We start from the raw sequence: 12,570 nt of genomic DNA, 5'->3' as shown, positions 1-12,570 counted from the left end.
CCACGAGGGGTCGGCCATGAAGATCGGTGAGCTCGCCCGACGTACCGGCGTGGCGCCGCGGCTGCTGCGCTACTACGAGCAGCAGGGACTCCTCTCCGCGGACCGCGCGGCGAACGGCTACCGCTCCTACACCGAGGAGGACGTCGCCCGCGTGGAGCGGGTGGCCGGGCTTGTCCGCTCGGGCGTCCCCACCCGCCTCGTCCGCGCCATCCTGGACATCGAGGGCCGGCGCTCCGCGGAGCTCGCGGCCACCTGCACCAGGTCCCTCGCCGAGCAGCTCACCGCCGAGCTCGGCCAGATCGACAGCCGGATCGCGTGCCTGACGAAGAGCCGCGAGGCGATCCGCGGCTTCCTGGCGAGGACCGAGCACCAGGATCTGCTGCCGGCCCAGCGCTGAGGCCCAGCACTGAGGCCCAGCGCCCTCGCCTCACCCCTCGGGCGGGGCGAGGTCGGCCAGGCCGTCGGCCACGGGCACCTCGGCGCCGGGCCGCATGCCGTCCCGCACCACCCGGTCCCCCAGCGGCTCGGCGAGCCGCACGGTGGTGATCAGAGGGACGGCCATCTGCGCGCACATCCGGTCGTGCCGGGTCGCGTGGCGGACCACGACGTACGCGGACAGCTCGACCTCGCTGTCGGACTCGCTCACCTCGACCCGCCCGGGGTCCCCGCACCCGGGGACCCCGCCCACGTACCGCACCACGAGGTCGTTCCCGTCCGCCGCGACGGCCTCGACCGGGGCCTGCCGCTCCCGGTCGAAGCCGACGAGCAGGGCGTACAGCATGAGCAGCACGCCGAGGCACACCGCGCTCACGACGATCCACATCGCCGAGACCCGGACGCGGTCCCGCGCCTCCTTGGGCAAACCGTTCACGGGCACCATCCTGCCGCGCGACGCACCCGACGGCACGGCCCGCGGCGACGCGTCCGCGCCGCCACCGGCTCCCGGGCTACTTGATCCCGGAGATGCGGATGCCGCTGATGATGTACCGCTGGAAGACGAGGAACAGCACGATCACCGGCAGCGCCGCGAGGGTGGAGCCGGCCAGCAGCATCCCGTACTCGACCCGGCGCTCGGACCGGAACGTGGCGAGGTACTGCTGGATCTGCGTCAGCGAGCTGTCCGGCTCGGTGATGGTCATGATCGGCCACACGTACGCGTTCCAGAACGCCAGGAACGAGGTGATGCCGACGACGACGAACACGGGCTTGGACAGTGGCAGGAAGATCCGCAGGAAGATCTGCCACCGCGAGCACCCGTCGAGCAGCGCCGCCTCCTCGATCGACGTCGGGATGCCCAGGTAGAACTGGCGGATGAAGAAGATGTGCACCGCCGCCGTGGCGCCCGGGATGACCAGGACCGCGAGCGTGTTCAGCATGCCCATCCTGGTGACCACGATGTAGGAGGTCAGCAGGATGGCCATCTGCGGGATGAACATCGTGCCGAGCACGATCGCCCACAGCGTCCGCTTGAACGCGAAGTCCAGTCGCGCGAAGCAGTACGCCGCCATCGAGTTCACGGTCAGGCTCAGGGTCGCGAAGAGGATCGCCCCGCCGAACGTCACGCCCAGGGCCCGCATGAACGCGGGGTCCTGGACGATCTCGACGTAGTTCTGCGGATACCAGATGTCCGGGAAGAACTGGAACGGGGAGGTCACCACCTCGCTGCGGGCCTTGAACCCGGAGATCGTCATCCACGCCAGCGGCAGCAGCGCCGCCACCACCACGACGGCGGACGCCAGGTAACGGGCGACGGTGCCGAGCGGTCCCGTGCTGCGGGCCGAGCGGCGCAGCCGGCGCTGTGGTGTGCGGGTGTCCGCCGCAGCGGCCACCTCGGCGCCGAGGGTCGTCGCCGAGGTCTGTCCGGTCATCGTCATCAGTCGTCCACCGCCTTCTCGGAGTTGATGAGCCGGAAGATGACGGCGGAGAGCCCGCCGAGCACGAGGAACAGCAGGAGGGCGCCGGCGATCGCGTATCCGGGGTACAGGTCGTTGGTGAACCGCTGGAAGATCAGCAGGTTCGGCAGCAGGGTCGACTGGGTCGGCCCGCCGGTGGTCATGATCAGCGGGAGCTCGTACTGCTGGATCGTCGCGACGAAGGTCGTGACCAGCAGGTACAGCATGATGTTCTTCATCAGCGGGATCGTGATGAAGACGGTCCGCTGGAACCAGTTGGCCCCCTCCAGCTCGGCGGCCTCGTAGTAGCTCTCCGGGATGTCCAGCAGGCCGGCGAGCATGATGAGGGACGCCAGGCCCAGCGCGAGCCAGATCTGCGGGACGGTCAGCGCGTACAGCGCGGTCTCCGCCGACCCCAGCCAGGGCACGTCCGCCACCCCGACGAGGCTGAGCAGGTAGTTCACCAGGCCCTGCCGGTACTCGTAGACGAGGACGAACACGATCGAGGCGATGACGCCGGAGATCACCGTCGGGATGTAGATGCTCACCTTCAAGACGGTGGCCATCCGCGCGCCCATGGACTTCACGAGGTTCGCGAAGACGAACGCGATGACCAGGATCGTGGGCACCGAGATGCCCGAGAACACCAGGCCGCGGACGATCGACTCACGGAACGTCGGGTCGGCCAGCACCATGCGGAAGTTGGCCAGCCCGACGAACACGCTCGGCTCGTAGAAGCTCCACCGCTGGAAGCTGACGAACCACGCGTACAGCAGCGGCACGATGACGAACGTCGTCAGCAGCACCAGCGCCGGGGCCAGCATGAGGAAGGCCGTCCGGTTGTCCTTGCGGCGCGGCCGGTTCGGTGCGGGCGGCTCGGGCGCCGCGGTGGCGGCGCCCGAGCCGGTGGTCACAGCGGCCATGGCCTAGGCCCCGGGACCGGTGCCGGCGAGCTGCGAGTTCTGGATCTCGACCCGGATCTTCTCGGTCGCCTCGGCGAGCGCCTGGTCCACGTCGGTGCCCTGCATCGCCGCCTCGATCGCCTCACCCATGGCCAGGCTGACGTTGAACGGGTAGGTCGGCTCCGGCTCCGCGAAGGGGACGATCTCCTCCTGGATGACCTGGTTGAACGGGTTGACGTCCTCGACGTCGGGGGACTCGCTGATCGCCTGGGCGACCGACTCGCGCGGGGAGACCTTCGAGTACACGGTCGCCTCGAAGAAGGGCAGCACGTTCTCGACGTCGCCGCCGAGCGCCCACTCGATGAAGGACGCCGCGGCCTCGGGGTTCTCGGAGTTGCCGTCCACCACGAGCGACCAGCCGCCGAGGGTCGCGGTGGTCTGCCCCGTCCCACCGTCGAACGTCGGCATCGGGGCGACCGCCACGTTCTCGACGAGGTCCGGGTAGTCCGCGAGCAGCTGGCTCGCCGCCCACGAGCCGTTCGCCATCATGGCGTACTCGCCGTCTCCGAACGTCGAGGCGTCCGGGTAGGCCAGGCCGTCGGCGGGCGGGATGGAGCCGGCCTCGAACATGTCCTGGAAGGCCTGCAGGAGCGGGGCGTACTCGTCGGTGGCGGCCGGCTCAGACCAGTCGTCGCTGATCGGCAGGTGGCCGGCCACGTTGTGCTGGTAGCCCCAGGTGGACCAGGCCAGGTCGTTGGCGTTCTGGGCCAGGCGCAGGCCGAAGACCGAGTCCGAGGTGAGCGTGGCCGCGTACTCCTCGAGCTCGTCCCAGGTCTGCGGCGGCCCCTCGAGGCCCGCCTCCTCGAAGAGGTCGGTGCGGTAGTACAGCACCGCGGACGGCTCGACGAGCAGCGGGTAGGCGTACTCCTCGCCGTCGTAGGACACCATGCCGCGGACGTTGTCCTGCAGGTCGTCCCAGGCCTCGGCGCCGATGAGGTCACCGAGCGGGTGCAGCTGGCCGGTCCGGGCGCCGTCGGGGATGTTGCCGTAGCTCTGGGTGTAGACGTCGGGCGCGTTGCCGGCCGCCTGCGCGGCGGTCATCCGCTGGTCCCACGCGTCACCGGGGACGACCGTGAGCCGGACGTGGACGTCGTCCTGGGACTCGTTGAAGGCCTCGACGATCCCCTCGTACCACTCGTTCTCCTCGTCGGTGTAGTTCGTCTGCCAGAACTCGACGGTGGTGGCGCCCTCGGGTGCCGGCTCGCCGCCGCCCCCGCCGCCACCGGGCCCGCCCTCGGGCGTGCCGCTGCAGGCGGCGAGCACCACGGCTGCCGCGGCAACCGTGCCGATGCCGCCGAGGCGGCGCTTGTTGATGGAGTACATCCCATCCTCCTCGATGAGTGGCTCGAGCGAGCCGGTGGAGACCTCGCCGTGCGCGGCGAGGCCGGTGAGTCAGGCGGCCGGCGGGTCAGGTTCCCGCGAGGGCCGCACGTTCGGTGGGTCTCACAGCCGGGGCAGCCGGTGCTCGACCGCCGGCAGCTCCAGGCCGGACGCGGGCTCCGCCTGGTACCAGTAGGCGACCGAGGACAGGTCGTCGCACCGCTTGTTGGCGTGACCGTGCTCGATGGTGACCCGGATCGAGCGGGTGAAGGTGACCGGGTCCTCGACGTGGAAGCGGTAGGTCGAGATCTGACCGCTCCAGTTCTCCCCGCCGGGGAGCGTCAGACCGTGGTACGGCGCGGCATAGCTCTGCGAGGGGCACCACGCCGTGTTGAAGTAGTCCTCCGTCCCGGTCCCGTGCAGGCTCGGTGGGAACGGCTCGCCGTCGACGAAGATCATGTCGTCGCCCTCGCCGTACCAGTTCCAGTCGGAGGTGTGGCGCAGGTTCGTGATGTTCAGGACGCACCCGACGTAGTGGCCCCGTCCGGTGGTCTCGAGGATGGTGTAGTTCCCCTCGCCGGTGAGGTTGGTGCCGCCGAAGAGGTACTCGGAGTTGGTCTGGGTGCCCTGGTCCTCGCCGTCGGTGGGCACCTGCCGGTTCCACGACGCGTGAAAGCGGCCGAGGCCGTCCTCGAGCGCGTCGAACGCGTCGTAGTCGATGTAGTAGTAGAACCACATGACCTCCTCCTCGCACTCGCTCGTCAGCTCGAAGCGGGCGCGCGTGGTGAAGGGCATGTGGAAGAAGGAGTTGAAGCCCTTCCCGTCCTGCGGGCTCATCTGCAGCGGGAGGGAGGCGAAGTTCGCGGTGCGGGCGTGGCCGACGCCGAAGAAGTCACCGAGGGGCACCAGCACGCTCGGGGCCGGCGAGTCGTCCCAGTAGATCTTCAGCACCAGGCGGCGCAGGTGGTCCTGGTCGGCGCTGTCCGGCGTCTGCGGGTCACGCGGGGCCACGGTCATCCAGATGTGGTTCACCGAGCCGGCACCTCGGATGTCGGCGAGCTCGACCGTCTCGCCCGGACGGACGGTCAGGCGGTCCTCGTTCCCGCCGGTGCGGTCCCAGCTGGACGCGCGCAGGCGGCGGTGGTTCCGCAGCCGGGGCAGGTCACGCAGGCTGGATCCGTAGGAGCCGTATCCGGATGGCATCGGGGTCGCGTCCTCCGCATGTCGAGGGGTGCCTCGGGAGAGGCGTCAGTAAACGATTTCTGGACGGTATTGCGGGACTCGGGGAGCGTCAAGCGAACCTGCCCGGCCGTCACCGAACGGTGACCTTCTCAGCCGTCGGCGAGGTAGACCTCCAGCTCGCTGAGGGTCGTGTAGCGGGCCCACCCGCCGGGCGGGCCGACCAGCCGGACGCCGTCGCACTCCTCCGGCGCGAACCGTGCCGTGAAGGCTCGGCGGCCGGTCGCCGTGGGATCGGCCGGGTAGGGACGGTCGAGGCGCTGCTCGCGCACCGGCTGCCAGCGTCCGGCCCGACGGACCTCGACCACCGGCGGCTCGGCGAACCAGCCGCCGTTGTAGTCGCGCGCGCCGGAGACCCAGCGGACGGTGTCCACGCGGTACCGGCGGGTCCAGGTGTAGCCCCAGTGGTCATGCGTCTTCGCGGATCCGTTCCAGCTGTCCTCGGCGCGCTCGGTGGAGCCGTCGGCCAGGACCTCGGGGTGGCCGCTGCGGGTCATCCGGGCGATCGGGACGGCGCCGGTGCCCCGCGCCAGGTTGCGTCGCGGGTCCGGGGAGTTGGTGGCGGCACCGGGCTCGGGCACCCCCAGGCGGACCCGGCGCAGCGAGAAGTGGTACGCGCTGCCGGAATAGCTGGAGGCGCGGACGAACCAGTTCGACTGGAGCCACATGTCCTGCCCGTCCGCGGAGATGAACTTCGACGGGATGGTGGTGCCGTAGCCACCGTGCCGCGGGTGCGGGCCGAGCGGGCCCGTCCACGGGAACGGCCCGAAGTCGTGGGAGTGGACGTGCCGCCAAGGGCCCCAGGGCGCGGGGGCCTCGTACAGCTCGAAGGTGAACTCGCACCAGGAGCTGTACACGAACCGCCGCAACGGCGCGACGTAGACGACGCCACCCTGTGCGATCACCGACGGCCCTTCCGGCGCGCGGGGCACGGTGGCGGCGTCCGCGGCCGGGGCGTAGGGGCGGCGCCGGTCCGTGAGGACCGCGCGCTTGTCCTCGATGCGCGGGCTCCAGCGCGCTCCGCCGTCCGGGCCGGTGCCGGTCCAGAACTCCCACGCGTCGCGGTCGAGCACCCGGCCTGCCGGGACCCGGGCGAGGAAGAGCTCCTGCGGGTCGGGGACGACCTGGCGCATCGAGGTGCGCCAGTTGCCGTCGAGACCGTAGGCGTAGACGAAGCCGACGCCCTCCGTGCCGTCGGTGCCGAGGACCCGGGCGTGCTCCTGCGAGCGGCCGAGGTCGAGGAACATCACGGTGGTGAACAGGTGGTCGGTGAACATCGGCCCGTCCGGGGCGCGCCAGGTACGGCCGTAGTCGTCGGAGGCGACGACGCCGGCCGCCGGCGCCTCGTCGAAGATCCTCTCCGGCGTGCAGGCGAGATCCTGCACGGCGAGGTACAGCTCGTCGCGCCCGTCGCCGTTCCCGTCGACGGCGACGATGCCGGTGGGCTTGGAGTTCACCAGCGCCGGGTCGCCCCAGATCGGGGCGACGTCGCGACCGGCAGCCAGCCGCTCGCCGGTCAGGCCGGTCTCGGGCGTGCCCTCGATGCGGCTGACGACGATGTCCGTGTACTCCCCGTCGGAGAACCCGGCGCCGTCACCGTTCGCGGTGTACAGGTGCCCGTCGTCCGCCCAGGCCGTCGGCCAGAGGTCACCGTCGCTGTCCGTGCGTACCGAGGCGCCCTCCTCGATCTGGACGGTCGCGAAGAAGTCGGAGGCGGGCGGGGTCTGGGTCATGTCTCCTCGCGGGTGGTGCCGGGCCGGCCCGGGTCGGGCGCGGCACGGGTGCCGGCCCGGGTCGGGCGCGGGTGCTGGTGCTGGTGCGGCCCTCGGCACGCATCGAGTGCCGAGGTACTTGTGAGAGTAATCGTTTTCTGATTCCATCGCCGCATGTCTTCGTCCACGGATCTCAGCCCGTACCGCCTGCCGAGCACGGCAGCCCCCAAGAGCACCCCTGCCGGGACCGTCTATCTGACGACGAGCGGCGACTCGCGCGAGCCCGCCAACCTCGCCGCCTGGCCGCTGCAGGCCGAGCTCGAACGGCTCGTCACGGAGCAGGTCCGGGCCGCCGGCAAGGACGTCGTGCGGGCCTTCGAGCCGGCCGAGCACGGGTTCGTCAGCAGCCAGCGGATGGGCCTCGAGGTCTTCAAGAACGTCCCGTCGGACGCGCCGCTGATCGTCGCGATCGCGAACTGGCAGTACTCGCACCACGTGCTGGCGGGCCTGCGCACGCACCGCGGCCCGATCCTCACCGTCGCGAACTTCGCGCCGGACTGGCCGGGCCTGGTCGGGCTGCTGAACCTCAACGCGTCGCTGACCAAGGCGGGCGTGCAGTACTCCACGCTGTGGACGGTCGACGGCACCGACGAGTGGTTCCGCAGCCACCTCGCCACCTGGCTGGAGACCGGCAGCGTCACGCACGACACCTCGCACGTGCGCGACCTGCCCGCGCTGCCCCAGAACGCGGAGACCGAGCTCGGGGTCGCGCTGGCCGAGCAGCTGCGCACGGAGAAGGCGATCATCGGCGTCTTCGACGAGGGCTGCATGGGCATGTACAACGCGATCATCGACGACGAGATGCTCAACCCCCTGGGCATCTACAAGGAGCGGCTCTCCCAGTCCGAGCTCTGGGCTCAGATGCAGACCGTGCCGGACGAGGAGGCGGACGCGGTCGGGGCGTGGCTGCGCGAGGCGGGCATGACCTTCCGGCTCGGGTCGGACCCGGCCACCGAGCTGACCGAGGACCAGCTGCGCTGGCAGTACAAGATGTACATCTCCGCCCTGCGCCTGTCCGACGACTTCGGCCTGGACGCCGTCGGCATCCAGTACCAGCAGGGCCTGAAGAACGTCTGCCCCGCCTCCGACCTGCCGGAGGGCCTGCTGAACAACGTCTCCCGGCCGCCGGTGACGAGCCGCGACGGCTCCCGGGTGCTCTACGACGGCGCCCCGCTCCCCCACTTCAACGAGGTCGACGAGGGCGTGGCCGTCGACGCGCTGGTCACGAACCGCATCTGGACCGCGATGGGCCTGGACCCGGCCACCACGCTGCACGACGTGCGCTGGGGCGAGGACTACGACGGCCGGTTCGTCTGGGTCTACGAGATCTCCGGCTCCGTGCCGGCCTCGCACCTGACCGGTGGGTACGCCGGCGCGGAGGGCTGGCGGCAGGGCACGGTGTTCTTCCCGGCCGGCGGCGCCACCATCAACGGCGTCTCCAAGCCGGGCGAGATCGTCTGGTCCCGCGTGTTCATCGCCGACGGCGGGCTGCACGTGGACATCGGCCGCGCCAGCGTGGTCGAGCTCCCCGAGGAGGAGACGCGTCGGCGCAAGGAGTCCACCAACCCCGAGTGGCCGATCGCGCACGTGGTGCTGCACGGCGTGACGCGGGACCAGTTCATGGCCCGCCATCAGGCCAACCACGCCCAGGTCGCCTACGCGCCCGACGCCGCCACGGCGGACAAGGCCCTGCTCGCCAAGGTCGCCATGTTCGACGCGCTCGGGGTGCAGGTGCACCTCTGCGGCGACGTCGCGATCTGAGCGGGCTCACTCGCCACCGACGCCCCGGTACCGGGCGTCGACCGCGCCGGGCGTCGACCGCGCCGGGCGTCAGCGCGCCCGGCGCGGTCGGCGTCAGCCCGCGCTGAGCGCCTCGTAGCGGGCCGCCGACCAGGCGCCGTCCTCCAGGGGCACGAGCTCGACGTCGAGGGCCCGGCGGCCGTGGGTCAGGGACGCCGGGAGCTCGAAGGTGTCCTCGAGCCACCGGTGGGTCTCGTTGGCCAGGGGCTGGCGCCACACGCCCGCGTCCCGGCCGTCGACCGTGACCCGCACGGCCTGGCCCGCCCGGACCTGGTCGGACGTGCGACGCAGGGTGACGCCGTCGTTCCGCGGGTCTACGGCGAGCGTGAACGACACGGGTCCCGTGGTGCGCTCGACCGTGTCGGTGACCTGCACGTCGTCGTGGTCGCCCTCGTAGGTCGAGGTCAGGGTGGCGACCTCGCCGTCGGAGACGTACCCGTGGTCGGCCTCCGATTCCGCAGACCCGACGTCGAGGGTGTCGGTGACCCGCAGCGCCGGACGCTCCCGGTGCCCGTACCAGAAGGCGGTGGACCCGTAGTGGCCGGGCTCGTTCGCCTCCGGGCCGTGCTCGATGCCGAATCGGAGGCCGGAGCCGAACGCGACCGCGTCCCCGATCATGAGCCGGTAGGCCGCGTCGCACTGGTACGTGCAGCCGAATGACCCGGTCTCCATCTCCGGCGCCCCGTTCATCGGGTTGGAGAACTGCTGGCGGTTGAAGTACCAGCCGCCCTGGTAGAAGTCCTCGGAGCCGGTGCCGTGGATCTGCGGGGTGCGGGAGCCGTCGACGTAGACGCGCTCGTCGCCCTCGAGGTAGTTGCGGACGTTGCCGCTGGTGATGTGCCCCTCCATGGTGTGGTTGACGCCGACGAACTTGCCGGCGCCGGCCACGTCGAGGAAGACCCAGTCCTCGCCGTCGACGGTGTCTCCCGCGCGGGAGGTGGCCTGGAAGTAGCCCTGACCGCGGTCGGCCAGCCCCGCCGCGCGGCCCCGGTCGCGGTCGAACGTGACCGACGCGTCACCGGAGCGCAGGGTGTGGTCCGAGGTGTTGACCAGCTCGACGCGGGCGCCGCGCAGGAACGGCATCGGCCACCACGAGTAGTATGAGCCGTCCGGCGCGGTCTCCATCGCGTACATCAGGGCGTGCACCTCCGCCTCGCCGAGGCCGGAGCCGAAGAACTCCCCGACCGGCGCGTCGACGGTCCGTGCGCCGTCGAAGGTCATCCGCAGCCGCAGGCCCCGGAGCAGCTCGTCGGAGCGGACCACCTCCTCCTCGTCGGTCCGGTCGGGCGGGAGCTGGTAGGTCTGCTCGCCCTGCCAAGTCTGGTCGACGATCTGGTAGTCGTGCGCGGCCTCGCTGGCGCGTGCCTCCTGCGAGGGGCCGACGTCGACCTCGTCGGTACGGACCTCCGCACCACCGACGACGGAGTCCACCCAGTAGCGGAACTCCGAGTAGTCGATCCCCGCGGAGACGAACTCGTTGCGGATCGTGATCTCGTCCTTGCCCGCGGTGACGGAGGCAGGCAGGTCGACGGTCTGGGTGACCCAGCCGAGCGCAGGCCCGACCGGCTCCCAGGTGCCGACCTGCTCGCCGTCCACCCAGACCGTGGCGCGCTGGTCGGTGGAGATGGTGTCGAACCGGCGCGTCAGCCGCACGCCCTCGTTGTCGGGGTCGACGGCGACGGTGAAGGTCGAGGAGCCGGTGAACGCACGACCGTCGTCGGTCACGGTCTCACCCGTCGGGGACCCGATGACCTCCGGCAGCCGCAGGCGCAGCTCGTCGACGACGCCGGGACCGTGTGCGTCGAGGAGGCGGACCCGCTCCCCCGGCGCGAGCCGGAGCTCGGTGTCGGACGTGCGGGGACGGGCGGCGGCGGGCTTGGGATCCTCCTCGCCCCAGGACCGGGCGGCTGCCAGCACGTCGGTGGGGACCTCCTGCGGGTCGAAGGTCTCGATGCCCTGCGCCGTCGGGAAGCTCCGGTGGGAGACGTGGTAGAAGTACGGGTTCTGCGTGGTCGAGATCCGCATCGACTCCCGGTACGGCATGGGCACGCGGAGGTAGACGCCGCCGGAGGACTGGTCGGCGTTGGCCACGAAGGGGTGCACGAACGGCCCGCCGACCTCGCCGTCGACGACGTCCTGCAGCGAGGCGTCCAGGACCGTCTCGCCGTCGAGCTCGATGACGATGTTGCCGGTGGCGGTGACGTCACCGCCGTCGCGGGTGAACCAGATGGACTGCACCTCGCCGGCGCCGGTGTCCTCTGCGAGGACGCAGCCGGAGGCCGTCTCGCGCAGGCAGGAGTACGTGCCCTCGAACCCGTCGTTGTTGCCACCGGTGCGGTCGAAGCTGGAGAACTGGCGGGTCTGGACGCCCGTGGTCAGCTCCGGGAGCCGGTCCAGCTGGCGATAGGTCTCCCAGCCCACCGGGCCGACGTCGGGCGCGGGCACGGCGTGGGCGGCGCCTGCCGCGGACAGCCCGTCCAACCCGGACAGCCCCGCGGCCACCAGCGCCACGGCCGGAACAAGTGCGGCGGCTCGACGTCTCATCACTGACCTCCCAGCTCGGTGTACAGCTCGGATGCGTTCTCCTCGGTCACCAGCTGCGTCTGGAGGACCTGCTCCTGCTCGACCTCGGTGCACTCGAGAAGGATCTGCTGGGCGGTCTCGACCGCCTCGCGCCCGCCTGTCGGATACACGAAGGTCGCGGACAGCCGACCCTCCTCCACGGCGCGGATCCCGCCGGAGGGGATGGGCAGTGCGTCGATGCCGATGAACTCCATCTCCTCGGCGCGCCCGGCCGACTGGGCGGCGAGGTACGCACCCTCCGCCATGGGGTCGTTGTGGGCGTAGACGACGTCGATCTCCGGGTTGGCCTGGTAGATGGCCTCCGCCTGGCTCTGGCCCAGCTCCCGCAGCCAGTCGCCGACGCCGTCGGCGACCACCTCGATCTCGGGGACGGAAGAGATGCCCTCCGCGAAGCCCTCGGAGCGTTCCTGCGCGGGCGTGGAGCCGGGCAGGCCCTTGATCTCGACGACGTTCCCGCCGTCGGGCAGCAGCTCGGTGGCGACGTACTCCCCCGCCGCGCGGCCGATCTCGAAGTTGTCCGCCCCGATGAACTGCGTGTAGGAGTCGCCCTCGATCTTGCGGTCCAGGACGATGACCGGGATGCCCTCGCCGTAGGCCCGCTCCACGACGGCGGTCAGCGGGGCGGCCTCGTTCGGGCTGATGATGAGCAGGTCGATCCCCTGGGCGAGGAAGTTCTCGACGTCGCTGACCTGCTTGGCGTTGTCCTGGGCGGCGTCGGCGAAGACGACCTCGAACTGCGGCACCTCCTCGGCGGCGGCCCGGATGTCGTCGTCCATCTGCTGCCGGTACGGCTCCGCGACGTTCGCCTGGCTCATCCCGATGAGGTACTCCCCGTCCTGGCCCTCGCACTCCGCCGGGGACCCACCGCCGCCGGTGTTGTCACCGACGCCCGGGGCGTCGCTCTCGGTGCCGCAGGCCGCGAGGCCCACGGTGGTGGCGGCGAGGAGCCCGAGAGCCGCCACCCGCCGGGGTCGCAGGGCTGGTGTGCGCATGGTGTGCCTT

General features: G+C 71.1%; 10 protein-coding genes. 2 read left to right on the top strand and 8 right to left on the bottom strand.

All coding sequences use genetic code 11. The features are described 5' to 3' along the window. The first annotated feature begins 16 nt into the window (after nucleotides 1-16). Nucleotides 17-397 carry a MerR family transcriptional regulator gene (locus tag ACFQQL_RS12205; protein ID WP_382394712.1) on the top strand — a complete coding sequence of 127 codons (381 nt, stop codon included), beginning with the start codon at nucleotides 17-19 and terminating at the stop codon, nucleotides 395-397. A gap of 30 nt (nucleotides 398-427) precedes the next feature. Here the strand turns inward: ACFQQL_RS12205 and ACFQQL_RS12200 are convergent, their stop codons facing one another. The 6 genes from ACFQQL_RS12200 to ACFQQL_RS12175 form a co-directional block, all read right to left on the bottom strand. Beyond that, nucleotides 428-871: a hypothetical protein gene (locus ACFQQL_RS12200; protein ID WP_382394710.1), complete on the bottom strand. Its 444-nt coding sequence runs from the start codon at nucleotides 869-871 to the stop codon at nucleotides 428-430. Nucleotides 872-947: 76 nt separating this feature from the next. Next, on the bottom strand, nucleotides 948-1,874 hold the full coding sequence (locus ACFQQL_RS12195; protein ID WP_382394708.1) for a carbohydrate ABC transporter permease: 927 nt from the start codon (nucleotides 1,872-1,874) through the stop codon (nucleotides 948-950). Beyond that, nucleotides 1,874-2,815 carry a carbohydrate ABC transporter permease gene (locus ACFQQL_RS12190; RefSeq protein ID WP_382394706.1) on the bottom strand — a complete coding sequence of 314 codons (942 nt, stop codon included), beginning with the start codon at nucleotides 2,813-2,815 and terminating at the stop codon, nucleotides 1,874-1,876. Before ACFQQL_RS12190 ends, ACFQQL_RS12195 begins: the two co-directional genes overlap by 1 nt. A gap of 3 nt (nucleotides 2,816-2,818) precedes the next feature. After that, nucleotides 2,819-4,177 (bottom strand): ABC transporter substrate-binding protein, encoded by a 1,359-nt coding sequence (locus ACFQQL_RS12185; RefSeq protein WP_382394704.1) that lies wholly within the window; start codon nucleotides 4,175-4,177, stop codon nucleotides 2,819-2,821. Between the two features lie 120 nt (nucleotides 4,178-4,297). After that, nucleotides 4,298-5,377 (bottom strand): glycoside hydrolase family 172 protein, encoded by a 1,080-nt coding sequence (locus ACFQQL_RS12180; protein ID WP_382394702.1) that lies wholly within the window; start codon nucleotides 5,375-5,377, stop codon nucleotides 4,298-4,300. Between the two features lie 128 nt (nucleotides 5,378-5,505). After that, nucleotides 5,506-7,146 (bottom strand): hypothetical protein, encoded by a 1,641-nt coding sequence (locus ACFQQL_RS12175; protein WP_382394700.1) that lies wholly within the window; start codon nucleotides 7,144-7,146, stop codon nucleotides 5,506-5,508. Nucleotides 7,147-7,299: 153 nt separating this feature from the next. Here ACFQQL_RS12175 and ACFQQL_RS12170 point away from each other — a divergent pair, with 153 nt between their 5' ends. After that, nucleotides 7,300-8,946: a fucose isomerase gene (locus ACFQQL_RS12170; protein WP_382394698.1), complete on the top strand. Its 1,647-nt coding sequence runs from the start codon at nucleotides 7,300-7,302 to the stop codon at nucleotides 8,944-8,946. Nucleotides 8,947-9,039: 93 nt separating this feature from the next. Here ACFQQL_RS12170 and ACFQQL_RS12165 read toward each other — a convergent pair whose 3' ends face one another. Together ACFQQL_RS12165 and ACFQQL_RS12160 are read right to left on the bottom strand one after the other, a co-directional pair. Next, nucleotides 9,040-11,529, bottom strand: a complete 2,490-nt coding sequence (locus ACFQQL_RS12165) for a glycoside hydrolase family 172 protein (protein ID WP_382394696.1) — start codon at nucleotides 11,527-11,529, stop codon at nucleotides 9,040-9,042. Next, nucleotides 11,529-12,560 carry a substrate-binding domain-containing protein gene (locus ACFQQL_RS12160; RefSeq protein WP_382394694.1) on the bottom strand — a complete coding sequence of 344 codons (1,032 nt, stop codon included), beginning with the start codon at nucleotides 12,558-12,560 and terminating at the stop codon, nucleotides 11,529-11,531. The genes ACFQQL_RS12165 and ACFQQL_RS12160 overlap by 1 nt, the downstream gene beginning before the upstream one ends. Nucleotides 12,561-12,570 lie beyond the last annotated feature (10 nt).

This window comes from Georgenia alba (genome assembly GCF_042665525.1).
In the GTDB taxonomy this organism is placed as follows: Bacteria; Actinomycetota; Actinomycetes; order Actinomycetales; family Actinomycetaceae; genus Allobogoriella; species Allobogoriella alba.
Note: the sequence above shows the minus strand (reverse complement) of the source record. Positions and strands in the feature narration are given on the sequence as shown.